This window comes from Arthrobacter sp. B0490, from assembly GCF_002929355.1.
Taxonomy (GTDB): Bacteria; Actinomycetota; Actinomycetes; order Actinomycetales; family Micrococcaceae; genus Arthrobacter_D.
Genome location: NZ_PJIR01000002.1, coordinates 355,590 through 372,954 on the forward strand (window position 1 = coordinate 355,590; position 17,365 = coordinate 372,954).

The following is a 17,365-nucleotide window of genomic DNA, read 5'->3' on the forward strand; positions in this document are numbered from 1 at the left end:
GTGATTGCGTGGAACTCGACTCCTGTCCCTGAACTCGTCGGCACCCAGTCGGACATCATCCTGTTCGACACCGCCACCCAGGAGCCGGCACCGCTCGAGGGACATGCCGAGCAGAGCCTCTACGTCTGCGGCATCACCCCCTACGACGCGACCCACCTGGGCCACGCCGCCACATACGTCGCCTTCGACCTCCTGAACCGTACGTGGCGGGACACGGGATCCACCGTCCGCTACGTCCAGAACGTCACCGACATCGACGACCCCCTGCTCGAGCGCGCGACGGCGACCGGTGTCGACTGGCGGGACCTCGCCGCCGACCAGATCGCCCTGTTCCGCGAGGACATGGAAGCCCTGAACGTGCTGCCGCCGGACGAGTACGTGGGCGCCGTCGAGGCGATCGACTGGATCGTCCCGGTCGTCGAGGACCTGGTGGCACGCGGTCTCGCCTATCCCGTCGCGGGCGGGGCGGGGGAGCCGGACGGTGACATCTACTTCTCCCTCGACGCATGCGCCTCGCTCCACGAGGACGACGCCGCACGCTGGTTCCTCGGCCAGGTCTCGCACCTGGACGGCGCGACGATGCTCGAGCTCTCCGCACAGCGCGGCGGCGACCCGGCCCGGCCCGGGAAGCGCAACGCCCTCGACCCGCTCCTCTGGCGCGCGGCCCGCGCGGACGAGCCGAGCTGGCCCGGAAGGTCCCTGGGCGAGGGCCGGCCCGGCTGGCACATCGAATGCGCCGTGATCGCGCAGCGCTTCCTCCCGACCCCCTTCACGGTGCAGGGCGGCGGCTCCGACCTCGTCTTCCCCCACCACGAGATGAGCGCCTCGCACGCCTGGGCCGCCGGAGGCACCCCGCTGGCCCGGCACTACGCCCATGCCGGCATGGTCGGCTTCGACGGGGAGAAGATGAGCAAGTCCCGCGGGAACCTGGTGCTCGTCTCGGCGCTGCGCCGCTCGGGCGTGGATCCCGCGGCGATCCGGCTCGCGATCCTCGCGCACCACTACCGCTCGGACTGGGCCTGGACCGACGGCGTGCTCGCCGGGGCGGTCGACCGGCTGGCCGCCTGGCGTGAGGCTGCCGCCCGCGCAGCGCAGGACGACGTCGGCGCCGTCCGCAGGCAGATCCGTGCACACCTGGCGGACGATCTCGATGCGCCGTCCGCCCTGGCCGCGGTGGACGCCCTGGCGGAGAAGCTCCGCGGTTCCGCCGGGGACGGCGGGGACGGCGGGGGCTCGCAGGACCTGGCCGACGCCGTCGACGCCCTGCTCGGCGTCCGGCTCTAGCCCCCGCACGACCCGCCGGACCGGGCCGTCCCCCCGGGACGGCACCCACCCGCGCATACGAGGGCCCCGCCGCCGGGACGGGCAGTCGCGCGGGCCGTCGGGTGGACTCCTCCGGGACGGGCAGTCGGGTGGAGCCCGCCGGGCGGAGTCGATCGGACGAAGCGGGTCGATCGGGACCGGCCGGTCGGAGTCGGTCGGTCGGAGTCGGTCGGGCGGAGTCAGGCCGACGCCGTCACTGCAGCACGATGCGCAGGACGCCGAAGATGAGTGCTGCCACTCCGAGGGCCGTCGCGATCCAACCGAGGACGCGTCCTGCACTGGAGCGTTCCCCCAGGCGCTCGGCCTTGTTGGCCTGCATGATGGCGAGCGGACCGAGGATGATGCCGAGGAAGAAGATCCCGATGATCCCGAGGACGAGGGACGCCGTCCTGGCCTGCCCGGCCTCCGGTGGAAGGGATCCGGATGCCTCGTTGAACGGCTGCTGTGACACTGGCCCTCCGATCAGCCCGACCGGCGGCACGATTCCCGGTGCTGGGCGCATGGTGCGGTTCGAGCGAGGCGGTGCCTCCGAACGCTCTGTCGCTGCGACTCTACTCCGGCCCGGGCCCGGGTGGACCCGGAGCCGGGAGTGTGTCGCGGACCGTCCCCGCACGCCGTTCCGCGACGCAGCGCGTCACTGCTCGCGGCGTCGCTTCTTCAGGTAGCGCTCGAACTCGCGGGCGATCGATTCGCCGCTCGCCTCCGGGAGGTCCACGGTGTCCTTGGCCTCCTCGAGCTGGCGCACGTAGGCGGCGACCTCGGGGTCCTCGGTGGCGAGCTCGTCGACGCCGCGCTCCCAGGCCTCCGACTCCTCGGTCAGCACGTGCGTGTCCACAGTGACCTGCAGGATCTCCTCGAGCTTGTTCAGCAGGGCGAGCTGCGCCTTGGGGGAGGGCGACTGTCCCACGTAGTGCGGTACGGCGGCCCAGAGGGACATGGTGGGGATGTCTGCGAGCAGGCCCATCTCGGCCAGCACCCCGACGATCCCGATCGGCCCCTCGTAGGTGGAGGGTTCCACGTCGAGGCTCTCGCGCACCAGGTCGTCGTCCGAGGTGACCGTCACGGGGATGGGGCGGGAGTGTGGGACATCTGCCAGCAGGGCCCCCACCAGGACGATGCAGTCGACCCTGAGCTCCTTCGCCAGCGCCACGAGCTCCGCCGTGTACGCGCGCCACTTGTAGGACGGCTCGACGCCGTTGACGAGGATCAGGTCGACGTTCGAATCGGGGACCACCGTCTTGCTGATGCGGGTGTTGGGCCACTTGATCCGCCGCTGGCCCGAGGAGTTGCGCTTGATCATGGGGCGCGTGAACTGGAAGTCGTAGAACTCGTCGGCGTCGATCGTGGAGATCCGTTCGCTGCCGAAGAACCGGCCCATGTACTTGAGGGCGTCACTGGCCGCCTCGCCGGCGTCGTTCCAGCCCTCGAAGGCGGCGAGCAGGATCGTGGTCCGACGCTCGGGTTCGCCGGCATCCTGGAAAAGGTCCTGGATCCCGTTCGGCTGGTTCTCTTCGAAGCTGTCCACGTTCTCACCCTAGACCCCGGCGCGCGGGCATGTCAGGCGGGGTCGGGCCGCTACGCGCAGAGCTGACGTACGGGCGGAGCAGGGGCCCACCGTAGACTTGGAGGCATGGCCAACCACCCCACCAGCACCGTCCGCACCCTGTCCCGAACGGATCCCGACGGAGACAACGCGGCCCTCCGGGGGCTGCAGGGCGTGCTGTGGGACATGGACGGCACGATCGTCGACACGGAGCCGTACTGGATGAGGGCGGAGAAGGAACTCGTCGAATCCTACGGCGGGGACTGGAGCACCGAGCAGGCCACAGCGCTCGTCGGCCAGGCGCTCGACTACTCCGCCGCCCGCCTCCAGGAAGCGGGGGTCGCGATGGACATCCGCGCCATCATCGAGCACCTCACCGAGCGCGTCGCCGCCGACGTCCGCTCCGCCGTACCGTGGCGGCCCGGAGCCCGGGAGCTCCTCGCAGCGCTCCGCGAGGAAGGCGTCCCCTGCGCGATGGTCACGATGTCGGAGACGCTGCTCGCCACGGCGGTCGCCTCGCGGCTGCCGGAGGGCACCTTCCGGCACCTCGTGACGGGCGACCGCGTGCACGCCGGCAAGCCCGACCCCGAGGCTTACCAGCTCGGCTTCGACCTCCTCGCCGCGGACCACCCCGGCCTGCGGAAGGACCGCGTCGTCGCCGTCGAGGACTCCCTGCCCGGGGTGACGTCGGCGCTCGCCGCCGGACTGGTCACGCTCGCCGTCCCGCACTTCGTCCCGCTGCCCCCCGACGGTCGCCGAACCGACTGGGACACCCTCGCGGGGCGGACGCCCGCCGACCTCGCGGCACTCCTGCCCGACGACGCCGGGCAGGACGGCCCGCGGGGGGACGAGCACGCATGAGCAACGACCAGCAGTCGGCCCGGCCCCCGGCGAGCCCCGGGCTGTCCCTCGGACGCATCGCCGGTATCCCCGTCGTCCTGGCCTGGTCCTGGTTCATCATCACGATCTTCATCGTGGTGGTGTTCGGACCACGCGTGACCGATGCGTTCCCCGGCATCGGTGTCGGCGCCTACGCCGTCGCCCTGGGCTATGCCCTGCTGCTCGCGGCCTCCGTGCTGATCCACGAGCTCGCACACGCCCTCACGGCACGGGCCTTCGGGTGGCCCACCACGCGGATCGTGCTGAACCTCTGGGGTGGCCACACCCAGTTCGCGAGCTTCAACGCCTCGCCCGGTCGGTCGCTGCTCGTCGCCCTCGCCGGCCCGGCCGCTAACTTCGTCCTCGCCGGTATCGGCTGGGGGATCCTGCAGGCCATGACCCCCGGATCCGTCTCCTATCTCCTCACTACCATCCTCGTCTGGGCCAACCTCCTCGTCGCCCTGTTCAACGTCCTGCCGGGCCTTCCCCTCGACGGGGGCCGCCTCGTCGAGAGCGCCGTCTGGAAGGCGACCGGAAGCCAGGAGAAGGGTACCGTCGCGGCCGGCTGGGCGGGCCGCATCATCGTCGTGCTCCTGCTCGGCGTCGTCGTCGGCGTCCCGCTGGTCCGCGGGCTGCAACCCGACCTGACCGTCATCGTCCTCGCGGTGGTCATGGGAGCCTTCCTGTGGATGGGCGCGACGGCGGCCATCGAGAATGCACGCATGCGCCTGCGGCTCCCGGCGATCAGTGCGGGGAGGCTGCAGCAGCGCGCCATCGGCCTGCCCGCCGGGACGAGCGTCGCCGCCGCGCGGCGCCTGCTCCGGGACAACCCGGGTGCCGCCGTCGTGGTCACCGGCGCCTCCGGGATGCCGGAGGCCGTCGTCGACGAGGCCGCGCTGCTCGCCGTCCCCGAGGAGGCGGAGGGAACGACGCCGGTCAACGCGGCCGCCCGACGCCTCGCCGCCGGCGCCTACGTGCCGGAATGGGCCGAAGGGCAGGAACTCGTCCAGTTCCTAGCACGGCTCGAGGGCAGCGAGTACGCCGTCATCAACCGCCAGGGCTCGGTCACCGGACTCCTGCACCAGCAGACCGTCGTCCACGCCATCACCGGCAAGGGGACCCCGGGCCCCTGACGGGGAGCAGCCGGCGACACCCGCCCCAGAGCCCTACCCGCATCCACGCACCCCGCCCGTTCACGCCGGTTCCACCGGCCCACGCCGAAGGATCCCCATGAGCACCCCCACATCCCCCGAAGCATCGTCGACCCCGCACGGCGCTGCGGCCCGCCGCGGCCCGTTCCGTGCAGGGGAGCGGGTGCAGCTGACCGACGAGAAGGGCCGGATGAACACCATCACCCTCACGCCCGACGGCGCGTTCCACACCCACAAGGGCTTCCTGCAGCACGACACCCTGATCGGCGCCTCCGAGGGCACCATCCTCGAGAACACCAGCGGCCAGCTGTACCAGGCGCTGCGGCCCCTCCTGTCCGACTTCGTGCTCTCGATGCCGCGCGGCGCCGCCGTCGTCTATCCCAAGGACGCCGGGCAGATCGTCACGATGGCTGACATCTACCCGGGTGCGCGCGTCGTCGAAGCCGGCGTCGGCTCCGGTGCCCTGTCGATCTCGCTCCTGCGGGCGGTCGGCGACTCCGGTTCCCTGCACTCGTTCGAGCGCCGCGAGGAGTTCGCCGACATCGCCCGCGGCAACGTCGAGACGATCTTCGGCGGGCCCCACCCTGCATGGCAGATCACGCTCGGCGATTTCCAGGAGCAGGTGCTCGTGCAGGAGGAGCCCGGCTCCGTGGACCGCGTGGTCCTCGACATGCTCGCCCCGTGGGAATGCCTCGACGCCGTCGCCACCGTCCTCGCCGCCGGCGGGGTCTGGATCAGCTACGTCGCGACGGTCACCCAGCTGTCCCGCACCGCCGAGGCCGTCCGCGCCGACGGGCGCTTCACGGAGCCGGAGGCGTGGGAGTCCATGGTGCGCGGCTGGCACCTCGAGGGTCTCGCCGTCCGGCCCGACCACCGCATGGTCGCCCACACCGGGTTCCTCATCACCACGCGACGCCTCGCGGACGGGGTCACGGGCTTCACCCCGAAGCGCAGGCCGTCGAAGACCGGCTTCAGCGAGGAGGACCTCAACGCGTGGACCCCGCAGGCCGTGGGCGAACGCGACGTGTCCGACAAGCGCCTCCGCCGGGTGGCGCGTGACGCGGCGTCGACCATCCAGCGCGGCTCCCTCCCGCCGGAAGAGGCCCAGGCCCGGCGCGACGCCATCGCCGACGGCGGCTCGGTCGAGTAGTCGGCGATCCGTCCCCGAGCAGGCGCCGGGCGGTGCGGTGGAGACCGGGCCGGCGGAGCGGGCCGGCACCACGGCCGCGCCTGACGATGCGATGGCTCCCGCGCGTCGACACCGCATCGCCGATACCGGGCGGAACTCCGCGCACCGCGGGCCCGGCTCTGCGCTAAGGTCGAAAGACAGCCGAACGTCGAACATGAGGTGGCGAACCCGAATGCCCGAATCAGACGACTACGCTCCAGGCGCCGACCGTCGCGGCCCCGACACTCCCGCGGTCGACCATTCGGTGGCCCAGCGCCAGCTGAACGTGCTGCGGGACAAGCTGCGGCACATCGACCGGCAGCTCGCCGCGGCCACCCAGAACAACGGTAAGCTCGTCGCCGCCCTCGAGTCCGCCCGCACGGAGATCGTCCGGCTGAAGGCCGCCCTCGAGAAGGAGGGCGCCGCCCCGTTCAGTTTCGCGACCGTCATGCAGGTGAACCCGAAGCGCCCGTCCGAGCCCGGCACGACCACCGAGGCGACGGTGCAGGACACCGCCGACATCCTGCAGTCGGGGCGGAAGCTCCGCGTCACCGTCAGCCCCCTCATCAGCGTCCGCCAGCTCGCGCCCGGGCAGGAGGTGCTGCTCAACGAGTCGCTCACGATCGTCGCCGCCCTGGGCTACGAGCGCGCGGGGGAGATCGTGACCGTGAAGGAGCTCCTCGGCGTCGACCGGGCCCTCGTGGTGGGGCGCACGGACGACGAGCGCGTCATCAGGCTCAGCGGTCCGCTGCGCACGGAGCGGATCCGCGTGGGCGACGCCCTCGCGGTCGACACCAAGTCCGGCTACGGGCTCGAGAAGGTCCCCCGCAGCGAGGTGGAGAACCTCGTGCTCGAGGAGGTGCCGGACATCGCCTACGGCGACATCGGCGGGCTCGGGCCGCAGATCGAACAGATCCGCGACGCCGTCGAACTGCCCTTCCTCCACCCCGACCTCTACCGGGAACACGGGCTCAAGCCGCCCAAGGGGATCCTGCTCTACGGACCTCCGGGCTGCGGCAAGACCCTCATCGCGAAGGCCGTCGCCAACTCCCTCGCGGCCCGTGCCGCGGAGCGGGCGGGCGTCGACCAGATCCGCAGCTACTTCCTCAACATCAAGGGGCCGGAACTGCTCGACAAGTACGTGGGGGAGACCGAGCGCCACATCCGCCTGATCTTCGCCAGGGCACGCGAGAAGGCCTCCGACGGGAGTCCCGTCGTCGTGTTCTTCGACGAGATGGACTCGCTCTTCCGCACCCGCGGCACCGGCGTGTCCTCCGACGTCGAGACGACCATCGTGCCGCAGCTGCTCAGCGAGATCGACGGCGTCGAGAAGCTCGAGAACGTGATCGTCATCGGTGCCTCCAACCGGGAGGACATGATCGACCCGGCCATCCTGCGGCCGGGCCGGCTCGACGTGAAGATCAAGATCCAGCGGCCCGACGCGGAGGGTGCCGCCGAGATCTTCGCGAAGTACATCACCGCCGACCTCCCGCTGCACGCCGACGACCTCGCGGAGAACGGCAACGACCCGCGGACGACCATCGCCGAGATGATCCGCCGCACGGTCGAGCAGATGTACTCCACGGACAAGTCGAACGAGTACCTCGAGGTGACCTACGCCAACGGCGACACCGAGATGCTGTACTTCAAGGACTTCAACTCCGGCGCCGTCATCCAGAACGTCGTGGACCGCGCCAAGAAGTACGCCATCAAGGACCTCCTCCTCGACGGCAGCAAGGGCCTGCGGATCGAGCACCTCATGCGGGCCGTGGTGGACGAGTTCCGCGAGCACGAGGACATGCCGAACACCACGAACCCCGACGACTGGGCGCGGATCTCCGGCAAGAAGGGCGAGCGCATCACGTACATCCGTACCATCGTGCAGGGCAAGGCGGGCCAGGAACCGGGCAAGTCGATCGAGACGACGGCCAACACCGGCCAGTATCTGTGATCGGAACGGGCGGGCGACCGAGCGCGCCGGGGGCGGCGCTGCCGGCGGTCGGTGAGGGGATCTCCGTCCACCGCGTCATGGGAACCGAGACCGAGTACGGCATCATCGCGCCCGCCCTGCCCTCGGCGAATCCCACCCTGCTGTCCTCCCAGGTGGTCAACGCCTACGCGGCGACCCTGCGTGAAGGACTGGGCAACCTGGCCGGCACGCGGTGGGACTACACGGACGAGACCCCTCTGACCGACGCCCGGGGCTTCCGCATGGACCGCGCGAGCGCCCACCCGAGCCAGCTCACGGACGAGCCCGCCGAGCTCAGCGCCGAACAGATCGCGCTCGAACGCGGCGAGCCCACGGAGGCCGCCGTCCTCATGAACCTCGTGCTCAACAACGGTGCGAGGCTCTACGTCGACCACGCCCACCCCGAGTACTCGTCGCCCGAGGTGACCAACCCCCTCGACGCCGTCCTGTGGGACCGGGCGGGCGACCACGTCGCCGTCACCGCCATGCAGCGGATCGGGGCCATGCCCGGCTTCTCGCCCGTGATCCTCTACAAGAACAACACCGACAACAAGAGCGTCTCCTACGGCTCCCACGAGAACTACCTGGTGCCCCGCGGCGTCCCGTTCTCCCGGCTCGCCGAGGCACTGATCCCCTTCTTCGTCTCCCGGCAGGTCATCTGCGGTGCGGGGCGGGTGGGCCTCGGTCCGCTCAACCAGGAGCCCGGCTTCCAGATCAGCCAGCGCGCCGACTTCTTCGAGAACGAGGTCGGGCTCGAGACCACCGTCCGGCGGCCCATCATCAACACGAGGGACGAGCCGCACGCCGTCGCCGAGAAGTACCGGCGGCTGCACGTCATCATCGGCGACGCCAACCTCAACGAGGTGTCCAACTACCTCAAGGTCGGCACCACCGCCCTCGTCCTCTCCCTCATCGAGCAGGGCCTCGCCCCGGTGCCCGTGCTCGAGGACCCGGTCGCGGCGCTGCACACCATCAGCCACGACCCCTCGCTGCGGGCCACCGTGCGCCTCGCGGACGGCCGGAGCGTCAGCGGGCTCGACCTGCAGGACCTGTACTGCGACGCGGTGCTCGCCGCGCTCCCCGCGGACGCGGACGAGCAGACGCGCGACGTCGTCGACCGCTGGCAGTCGCTCCTCGCGACGCTGCGCCGGGCTCCCATGGACGCCGCCCGGCAGGTGGACTGGATCGCGAAGCTGAAGGTCCTGGAGGCGTACCGGGCGCGGGACGGGCTTGCCTGGACCGACCCGCGACTGGCGCTGATCGACCTGCAGTACGCGGACCTGCGGCCCGAGAAGGGCGTCTACCAGCGGCTCGCACGCCGGAACGACGTCGACCTGCTCGTGACGCCCGCGGAGGTGGCGCGGGCCGCCGTCGAGCCTCCGCGGGACACGCGCGCCTACTTCCGCGGCCGGTGCATCGCCGAGTACCCCGCGGAGGTCGTGGGCGCCAGCTGGGACTCGCTGATCTTCGAGCTCGCGGGGGAGCGCAGGCTGCAGCGCGTCCAGACCCGGGAGCCGCTCCGGGGAACGGCGGCCCTGACCGCCGAGTTGTTCGACGTGGCTGCCGATGCCGAGGATTTCCTCGCCCGATTGTTGAGCGGCCCCGATCGCCGCGTGGCACCATAGGATTGCGATCCGAGAACGGATCACGTACAGGGAAGGGAGCCATCATGGCGACGCAGGACCGCAGGACCACGAGCGGATCGGCAACCGAGGCCGAGGAGGAGATCCACGACCCCGCCCCCGCTGCTCCCGCCGCCCAGGACTCCGCACAGACCCAGGGCGTGGACGACCTCCTCGACGAGATCGACGGCGTCCTGGAATCCAACGCGGAGGAGTTCGTCCGCGGATTCGTGCAGAAGGGCGGCCAGTAGCGGATGCTCCCGGACGATGCAGCAGCGGCGGTTCCCCGGGCCGCCTCGACCTCCTTCGCCGACTACCTCGGCGCGCACCATCCCGGACTGCTGCCGTCCAACCGCACGCTCGGGCCGACGACCGGCTCGGTGGACGCCTCGCACCTCGCCCCGCACGCCACCACGATCGTCTCCCTGACCTTCCCCGGCGGCGTCCTGATGGCGGGGGACCGGCGGGCGACCATGGGCAACGTCATCGCGAGCCGCCACATCGAGAAGGTCTTCCCCGCCGACCGCTCCTCGGTCCTCGGTATCGCGGGCAGCGCCGGGATCGGGCTGGACCTGACCCGGCTCTTCCAGGTGGAGCTGGAGCACTACGAGAAGATCGAGGCCACGATGATGAGCCTCGACGGCAAGGCCAACCGCCTCGCGGCGATGGTCCGCCAGAACCTCCCCATGGCGATGCAGGGCCTTGCCGTCGTGCCGCTGTTCGCGGGGTTCGACACCGACCGCCACGTCGGGCGGCTCTTCTCCTTCGACGTCACCGGAGGGCGGTACGAGGAGCACGAGCACCACTCGGTCGGATCCGGCTCGGTGTTCGCCCGCGGGTCGCTCAAGAAACTGTGGAACCCGCGCCTGGACGAGTCCTCCGCCGTGCGCGTCGCGGTGGAAGCGCTGTACGACGCGGCCGACGACGACTCGGCGACGGGCGGTCCGGATGCGGTCCGATCGCTGTGGCCCGTGGTCTACGTCGTGGACGCGGCCGGTGCCCGGCGCGTCCCCGAGCGTGACCTCGAAGCCGTGGCGCACGCCATCATCGACGCCCGCTCCGCGGCGGGCAGGGAGGCCTAGGCCATGACCCAGCAGTTCTACGTCTCCCCGGAGCAGCTCATGAAGGACCGCGCGGACTTCGCGCGGAAGGGCATCGGCCGCGGGAGGTCGGTCGTGGTGATGAGCTGCCGCGACGGGATCGCCCTCGTCGCCGAGAACCCCTCACCCTCGCTGCACAAGCTGGGCGAGATCTACGACCGCATCGCGTTCGCCGCCGTGGGGAAGTACAACGAGTTCGAGAGCCTCCGGCAGGCGGGCGTGCGCTACGCGGACGTGCGCGGCTACTCCTACGCCCGCGAGGACGTCACCGCCCGGGGGCTCGCCAGTGTCTACGCCCAGAGCCTGGGTGCCGTGTTCACCGCGGAGAGCAAACCGTTCGAGGTCGAGCTCGTGGTGGCCGAGGTGGGCCGCGCCCAGGACGCCGACCACCTGTACCGCCTCACCTTCGACGGCTCGATCGCCGACGAGTCGGGCTTCGTCGTGATGGGCGGCGCCGCCGACGTCGTCGTCGACGCCCTGCAGGGCGCGTGGTCCTCGGATCTCGGCCTGCCCGAGGCCGTCCGTGCCGCCGCCCGGGCTCTCCGGAACGGCGGGACCAGCAGCGGGACCACCGGTGCCGCCGGGGACGTGGACCGGCCCGCCGCGCTCGATCCGTCAGTGCTCGAGGTCGCCTTCCTCGAACGCGACCCCGACACGCTGCGGGGCAGCCGCCGCGCGTTCCGCCGCATCGGCGGCCCCGAGCTCGAGGCCATACTGCAGTACGAACAGGACACGTGATGGACCGGCGCATCTTCGGAGTCGAGACCGAATTCGGCATCTCCTACTCGGGCCCGAACTCGCGCCCGCTCTCCCCCGAGGAGGTGGCCCGGTACCTGTTCCGCAAGGTCGTCAGCTGGGGGAGGTCCTCCAACGTCTTCCTGACCAACGGGTCACGCCTGTACCTCGATGTCGGCTCGCACCCCGAATACGCGACCGCCGAGTGCGACGACCTCGCCCAGCTCGTCGCCCACGACCGCGCGGGCGAGCTGATCCTCGAGGACCTCGTCTCCGAGGCGCAGCGCAAGCTGGCGCAGGAGGGCTACGACGGCAAGATCTACCTCTTCAAGAACAACACCGACTCCGCCGGGAACTCCTACGGCAGCCACGAGAACTACCTGATCCCCCGGAAACTCGAGTTCGCGCGGCTCGCCGACATCCTCATCCCGTTCCTCGTGACACGGCAGCTCCTCGTCGGCGCCGGCAAGGTCCTCAAGACGCAGACCGGCTCCATCTACGCGTTCTCGCAGCGCGCGGACCACCTGTGGGAGGGCATCTCCTCGGCCACGACCCGTTCCCGGCCGATCATCAACACGCGCGACGAGCCGCACGCCGACGCGGAGCACTACCGCCGGCTGCACGTGATCGCCGGTGACTCCAACATGTCCGAGACGACGATGCTCCTGAAGATCGGGTCGGTGGACCTGCTGCTGCGCATGGTCGAGGCCGGCGAGGTGATGCGGGACTTCCGTCTCGAGAACCCCATCCGCAGCATCCGGGAGATCTCGCACGACCTCACGGGCCGTCAGGTGCTCAAACTCGCGAACGGCCGGCACATGACCGCCCTCGAGATGCAGCGCGAGTACCTCGCCCGGGTGACGGCGTTCGTCGACCGGCACGGCGCGCACAACGACCACGTCCCGACCATCCTCGACCTGTGGGAGCGCGTGCTCGATGCCGTGGAGACCGGGAACACCGCAGGCATCGACACGGAGGTGGACTGGGCGATCAAGAAGAAGCTGATCGACCGCTACCTCGCCCGTTCCGGCGGGGACCTGGACTCGGCCAGGGCCGCCCAGCTCGACCTCACCTATCACGACATCTCACGGTCACGCGGACTGTTCTTCCTGCTGCAGGCCCGCGGTGAAGCGGCCCGCGTCGTCGACGACACCGCGGTGAAGGAGGCGGTGGACATCCCGCCGCACACCACGCGTGCCCGGCTGCGCGGGGAATTCGTGCGCCGCGCGAAGGAGGCGAACCGCGACTACACGGTCGACTGGGTGCACCTCAAGCTCAACGACCGGGCGCAACAGACGATCCTCTGCAAGGACCCGTTCACGTCCGTCGACGAACGCGTGGAGGCGCTGCTGCAGCAGCTGTGACGCGGCCGTCCCGCGGGCACCACCGGTTCCATCCCGGTTCCATACCGGTGCCGCGCGCGCCTGTCCGTCCGTCAACAGCGCGCCCCGAGGAGAAACCGTCCGGCCCCAGCCGTTAGGCTTGTCGGGGCCCTTTGTTCCGCGGGCAGCCCGACCTGGACACCAACCTGAAAGTGGTTCTGTGCGAAAAGTACTAGCAATCCTTCTCCCGCTGCTGCTGCTGTTGCTGACGGCCTGCGGCGGACCGACGACGGACAACCTGACGGGGGAGTCCTCGGGGAGGTCGGCGGGAGCCGCCGAGATCTTCGACACCGTCACGGTGACCGGCGGGTCCGACGAGGAAGCACCGACCGTCGAGTTCGAGTCGCCCCTGGACACCAGCGCCGCTGCCGCGAAGACCGTGGCCGAGGGCGAGGGCAACGAGATCAAGGAGGGCGAGCAGATCAGCGTGCAGCTCGTGGCCCTGAACGCCGAGGACGGATCGGTGCTCGGAGAGACCTACAGCCAGGGCGAGCCGCAGGTCCTTCCCCTCGACGACACGTTCAAGGGCGAGTTCCCCGAACTCTTCGACGTCCTCATCGGTACGAAGGTCGGCTCGCAGGTCGCCTTCGCCACGCCCCCGCCCGCGGGGGCCGAGGGAGCAGCCGAGACCCCGAACCAGATCCTGGTCCTCAAGGTCATCTCGTCCGAGCAGCCCCCGCCCGAGCCCGAGGTGCTGTCCCCCGAGGATGTCCAGAAGCTCGATGACGAGGGCCAGCTGCCCACCTTCACCTTCGGTGACAAAGGCGCCCCCGAGGTCACGATCCCCGAGAACGACCCGTCCGACGACCTCGTCGTGAAGGTGCTCGAGGAAGGCGACGGCGAGGTGCTCGCCGAGACCGACACCATCACCGCGAACTACACCGGCTGGACCTACGCCGACGGGCAGAAGTTCGATTCGAGCTTCGACCGCGGCGAGCCGGCGAGCTTCCCGCTGAACGGCGTCATCACCGGCTGGACGAAGGGCCTCACCGGCCAGAAGGTCGGCTCCAAGGTGATGCTCGTCATCCCCGAGCCGTGGGCCTACCCCACCGCCGGCGAGGGCCAGCCCTCCGGCACGCTCGTGTTCTTCGTCGAGATCGTCAGCAAGGAAGCCGCCCAGTAGTCCGACGCCGCGCCCGCGGCGGCCGGACCGGCAGTACCCCCCCACGAAAGGAAACCATGTCCTTCGGACAGCGCAAGTTCGACCGGCAGAAGCCCGAGATCGACTTCCCGGCCCACGACGCCCCGACCGACCTCGTCATCGAGGACATCGTCGAGGGCACCGGCGACGAGGCCAAGCCCGGCAACACCGTGTCCACGCACTACGTGGGTGTGGCCTTCTCCACGGGCGAGGAGTTCGACGCGTCCTGGAACCGCGGCGCCCCGCTCGATTTCCGCGTCGGTGTCGGCCAGGTCATCCAGGGCTGGGACCAGGGGCTCCTCGGCATGAAGGTCGGCGGACGCCGCCGCCTCGAGATCCCGTCCCACCTCGCCTACGGTCCGAGCGGCGCCGGCTCCGCGATCGGCCCGAACGAGGCGCTGATCTTCGTGGTGGACCTGCTCGCCGTCCGGTAGACCCGGCACATACATCACTTCGGTCCAGGAGGGACGCAGGTCGACCCCGGTCGACCTGCGTCCCTCCTGCCGCGTCGAGGAAAGGTAGGGTTTTCACCGTGTCCGCAAAACGTACCGAACGCCTCCTCACCCTCGTGATCATGCTCCTGTCGAGCCGGCGCGGGTTCACGAAGGAAGAACTTTTCGAGGAGATCGACCTGTACCGCGAGGCGACGTCCGTGGCTGCGCGCGAGAAGCTCTTCGACCGGGACAAGGCAGCCCTCCGCGAGCAGGGCATCCCGCTCGAGTCCTTCAGCGAGGACACCCTGTTCGACAACGACAACACCGTGCAGCGCTACCGCATCGACGCCGAGGACTACCGCCTCGGTGGTGTCACCTTCCAGCCCGACGAGTACGCGGTCCTCAACCTGGCCGCGGGAGTATGGGACCAGGGGTCCCTCGACTCCGCGGCGTCACGCGCCCTCCGGAAACTGAGTTCCCGCAGCACCGACGGAGGCGTCGAACTGACGCCCCTCATCCAGCCCCGCATCACCACCGACGCACCCCACTGGGACGTCGTCTGGCAGGCGCTCACCTCCCGGGCGCCCCTCCGCTTCCCCTACCGTGCGGCCAGCACCGGGCGCGAGGAGATCCGCACCATCCACCCGTGGGGCATGGGGGCGCGGTTCGGGCACTGGTACGTCGTCGGCTTCGACACCACGCGCGGCGCAGAGCGTTTCTTCCGGCTCTCCCGCATGACGGGGGAGCCGGTCGTCCTGCCGGGGACCTTCGACGTCCCGGCGTCCTTCGACATGAACCAGACGCTGTCCTCGCTCTCGCGGCGCGAACCCGACCGCACCGCCGTCGTCGCCGTCCGGCCGGGCTCCTGCCAGGTGCTGAGGGTCCGCAAGGACGCGGAGGTCCTCCGCACGGGGGAGGAGTGGGACGTGCTTCGCGTGCCGTACGCGGCGTCGAGCCCGATGGCGGCGACCGTCGCGGGGCTGGGCATCAATGCCAGGGTGCAGGAGCCCCAGGAGCTCGCCGTGGAGGTCGGGCGCCTGCTGGACGGTGCCTACCAGGCCGCCATGTCCGCACCGCGCGGCCTCGAGATCACCGGGGGCGTGCGGCTGGCACCCCGACGCAAGTCCTCCGCGCAGGACCACCTGCTCCGCCTGCTCGACCTCGTCCCCTACCTCCTGGCGAACCCGGGCGCGGAAGTGGGGGAGACGGCACGCAGGTTCGACGTCAGCGAGAGCCAGCTCACCAAGGACCTCGACCTCCTGTTCGTGAGCGGGCCGCGGCACTATCCCGACGGCCTGATGGACGTCAACATCGAGGACGGCCGGATCTACCTCACCAACGCGCGAGACCTCGCCGAGCCCGTGAAGCTGAGCATGGACGAGGCCTGCTCGCTGATCGTCGGTCTCCAGGCGCTGCGCGAACTACCCGGGATGAGGAACAACGAGGCGATCGTCAGCGCCCAGACGAAGCTGACCGCCGCAGCCGGCGACGCCGCGCGCATCGGCACGGCGGTGGCGACGAAGCTGACGGAGGACGACATCGACCCGACGCTGGAGGTGCTGCAGGCCGCCCTGCACTCCCGGGTGCGGGTGGCCGTCGACTACTTCGTGCCGACGCGCGACGAGATCACCCATCGCCTGCTCGAGCCCATCCGGATCTTCCTGCACCAGGACACGTGGTACCTCGAGGCGTGGAGCGTCGACTCCGACGGGCTGCGCAACTTCAGGCTCGACCGCATCCAGAGTGCCGCGCTCACCGACCAGCCGGCCACCGCCCTGGTGGACGAGGAGTCCCTCGCCCGGGACCGGCGGGCCACCCTGCCGTACCGGTCCGGGGACGCGGACCAGGCCGTCACGCTCCTGCTGGAGCCACGGGCGCGCTGGATCGCGGCGCAGTACAACGCCGACGCCATGGAGGAGCTCGGCGAGGACCGGCTCGTCGCGCGGCTCAAGGTGGCGTCGAGTGCCTGGATCCCCGGCCTCGTGGCGGGGCTCGGCGGGTCCGCCGCTGTCGTCGGCCCCGACCAGCTGCGCGAGGAGACCCTCCGCTGGCTCGAGGCGGCCCGCGCCCATCAGGCGCTGGCCTAGACTGAACCCATGCTCTGGTGGATGTGGATCGTGCTGTGGGTGGCGCTGGTGGCCGTCAGTGTCATCTTCCTGACCGTGATCGGGTTCCGTGTGTTCCGCCGCGGGATGCGAACTCTCGGTGAATTCGGGGAAGCGATGGACCGCCTCGAGGTGAACGTGCCTGCCCACGACGGGCTCGCCCCCCACTCCGCCGGGGTGCCCGGGATCCCCGTACCCGCCGTGTTCTCCAGGCCGGAGGACGTCCGTGCCGCACGCGCGCTCGCCCGGACGCGCCGTGCCGATGACCGGCGCAGCCGGCGGATCGTCAAGCGTGCCGGCCGCGGGCAGCCGCAACTCCTGCAGGACATGCCCCACCTGTGACCTAAACTGTTGTGGGGATCAACGAGAGGAATTGGGCATGAGGCTCGAAGGCTGGCATATCGTCATCATCATCGTTCTTGCGATCGTTCTGTTCGGGGCTCCGAAGCTGCCGGGCCTGGCCCGCAGCGTCGGTCAGTCTCTCCGGATCTTCAAGTCCGAGGTGAAGCAGATGAAGGACGAGAACAACACACCCAACGCCGGGACGGACCCCGTGGAGGGCCGCGTGGTCACCGATCCCGCGCCGCAGGCCAACGCCCAGACGGACGCGCCGACCTACCAGTCGCCGGTCCAGTACCCCGGCCAGCCGGGCCAGCCCGCCCAGCCGGGTCAGCCCGGTCAGCAGGCCCCGCACTACCCGGGTGATGTCCGCGCCGACGGCAGCCGGCCGGGCCCATCGCAGCAGGGCAGTTCCCCCTCCGCCAGCCAGTAGCCCGGGACGCCCCGGTGTCACCAGCAAAGGCCCGCCAGCGT

Annotated in this window: 17 protein-coding genes; 15 read left to right on the forward strand and 2 right to left on the reverse strand. The window is 70.6% G+C overall.

Annotated features, from left to right (window positions below):
* The gene (mshC, locus tag CXQ97_RS04610; protein ID WP_104179653.1) at positions 1 to 1,284 is read left to right on the forward strand and encodes a cysteine--1-D-myo-inosityl 2-amino-2-deoxy-alpha-D-glucopyranoside ligase; all 1,284 of its coding nucleotides are present in this window, start codon (positions 1 to 3) and stop codon (positions 1,282 to 1,284) included.
* Positions 1,285 to 1,516: 232 nt separating this feature from the next.
* Here the strand turns inward: mshC and CXQ97_RS04615 are convergent, their stop codons facing one another.
* Positions 1,517 to 1,774 carry a hypothetical protein gene (locus CXQ97_RS04615; protein ID WP_104179654.1) on the reverse strand — a complete coding sequence of 86 codons (258 nt, stop codon included), beginning with the start codon at positions 1,772 to 1,774 and terminating at the stop codon, positions 1,517 to 1,519.
* A 183-nt stretch (positions 1,775 to 1,957) separates the two neighbouring features.
* Positions 1,958 to 2,815, reverse strand: coding sequence for a PAC2 family protein (locus tag CXQ97_RS04620; protein WP_258062316.1), 858 nt, complete (start codon positions 2,813 to 2,815; stop codon positions 1,958 to 1,960).
* Positions 2,816 to 2,953: 138 nt separating this feature from the next.
* Between CXQ97_RS04620 and CXQ97_RS04625 the strand changes: the two genes are divergently transcribed.
* From CXQ97_RS04625 to tatA, 14 genes are all read left to right on the forward strand, one after another.
* Complete coding sequence (locus tag CXQ97_RS04625) at positions 2,954 to 3,727, forward strand: HAD family phosphatase (protein ID WP_104179656.1); 774 nt, start codon at positions 2,954 to 2,956, stop codon at positions 3,725 to 3,727.
* A complete protein-coding gene (locus tag CXQ97_RS04630) occupies positions 3,724 to 4,878 on the forward strand; it encodes a site-2 protease family protein (RefSeq protein ID WP_104179657.1) in 1,155 nt (384 codons plus the stop codon). Before CXQ97_RS04625 ends, CXQ97_RS04630 begins: the two co-directional genes overlap by 4 nt.
* Positions 4,879 to 4,975: 97 nt before the next feature.
* On the forward strand, positions 4,976 to 6,046 hold the full coding sequence (locus tag CXQ97_RS04635; protein WP_104179658.1) for a tRNA (adenine-N1)-methyltransferase: 1,071 nt from the start codon (positions 4,976 to 4,978) through the stop codon (positions 6,044 to 6,046).
* A 211-nt stretch (positions 6,047 to 6,257) separates the two neighbouring features.
* Positions 6,258 to 8,015, forward strand: a complete 1,758-nt coding sequence (gene arc / locus CXQ97_RS04640; RefSeq protein WP_104179659.1) for a proteasome ATPase — start codon at positions 6,258 to 6,260, stop codon at positions 8,013 to 8,015.
* Between the two features lie 77 nt (positions 8,016 to 8,092).
* Positions 8,093 to 9,658: a depupylase/deamidase Dop gene (dop, locus tag CXQ97_RS04645; RefSeq protein WP_104179859.1), complete on the forward strand. Its 1,566-nt coding sequence runs from the start codon at positions 8,093 to 8,095 to the stop codon at positions 9,656 to 9,658.
* Between the two features lie 44 nt (positions 9,659 to 9,702).
* Positions 9,703 to 9,906, forward strand: a complete 204-nt coding sequence (locus tag CXQ97_RS04650; protein WP_104179660.1) for a ubiquitin-like protein Pup — start codon at positions 9,703 to 9,705, stop codon at positions 9,904 to 9,906.
* 3 nt (positions 9,907 to 9,909) lie between these two features.
* Positions 9,910 to 10,737: a proteasome subunit beta gene (gene prcB / locus CXQ97_RS04655; protein ID WP_104179661.1), complete on the forward strand. Its 828-nt coding sequence runs from the start codon at positions 9,910 to 9,912 to the stop codon at positions 10,735 to 10,737.
* Between the two features lie 3 nt (positions 10,738 to 10,740).
* On the forward strand, positions 10,741 to 11,493 hold the full coding sequence (gene prcA, locus CXQ97_RS04660) for a proteasome subunit alpha (RefSeq protein WP_104179662.1): 753 nt from the start codon (positions 10,741 to 10,743) through the stop codon (positions 11,491 to 11,493).
* Complete coding sequence (pafA, locus tag CXQ97_RS04665; protein ID WP_104179663.1) at positions 11,493 to 12,854, forward strand: Pup--protein ligase; 1,362 nt, start codon at positions 11,493 to 11,495, stop codon at positions 12,852 to 12,854. Before prcA ends, pafA begins: the two co-directional genes overlap by 1 nt.
* 178 nt (positions 12,855 to 13,032) lie before the next feature.
* Positions 13,033 to 13,995, forward strand: coding sequence for an FKBP-type peptidyl-prolyl cis-trans isomerase (locus CXQ97_RS04670; RefSeq protein ID WP_181034973.1), 963 nt, complete (start codon positions 13,033 to 13,035; stop codon positions 13,993 to 13,995).
* A gap of 56 nt (positions 13,996 to 14,051) precedes the next feature.
* The gene (locus tag CXQ97_RS04675) at positions 14,052 to 14,447 is read left to right on the forward strand and encodes an FKBP-type peptidyl-prolyl cis-trans isomerase (RefSeq protein ID WP_104179665.1); all 396 of its coding nucleotides are present in this window, start codon (positions 14,052 to 14,054) and stop codon (positions 14,445 to 14,447) included.
* A gap of 98 nt (positions 14,448 to 14,545) precedes the next feature.
* Complete coding sequence (locus CXQ97_RS04680) at positions 14,546 to 16,534, forward strand: YafY family protein (protein WP_104179666.1); 1,989 nt, start codon at positions 14,546 to 14,548, stop codon at positions 16,532 to 16,534.
* Positions 16,535 to 16,543: 9 nt separating this feature from the next.
* Positions 16,544 to 16,894 (forward strand): hypothetical protein, encoded by a 351-nt coding sequence (locus CXQ97_RS04685; RefSeq protein WP_104179667.1) that lies wholly within the window; start codon positions 16,544 to 16,546, stop codon positions 16,892 to 16,894.
* A 37-nt stretch (positions 16,895 to 16,931) separates the two neighbouring features.
* Positions 16,932 to 17,324, forward strand: a complete 393-nt coding sequence (gene tatA / locus CXQ97_RS04690) for a Sec-independent protein translocase subunit TatA (RefSeq protein ID WP_104179668.1) — start codon at positions 16,932 to 16,934, stop codon at positions 17,322 to 17,324.
* Positions 17,325 to 17,365: the final 41 nt, after the last annotated feature.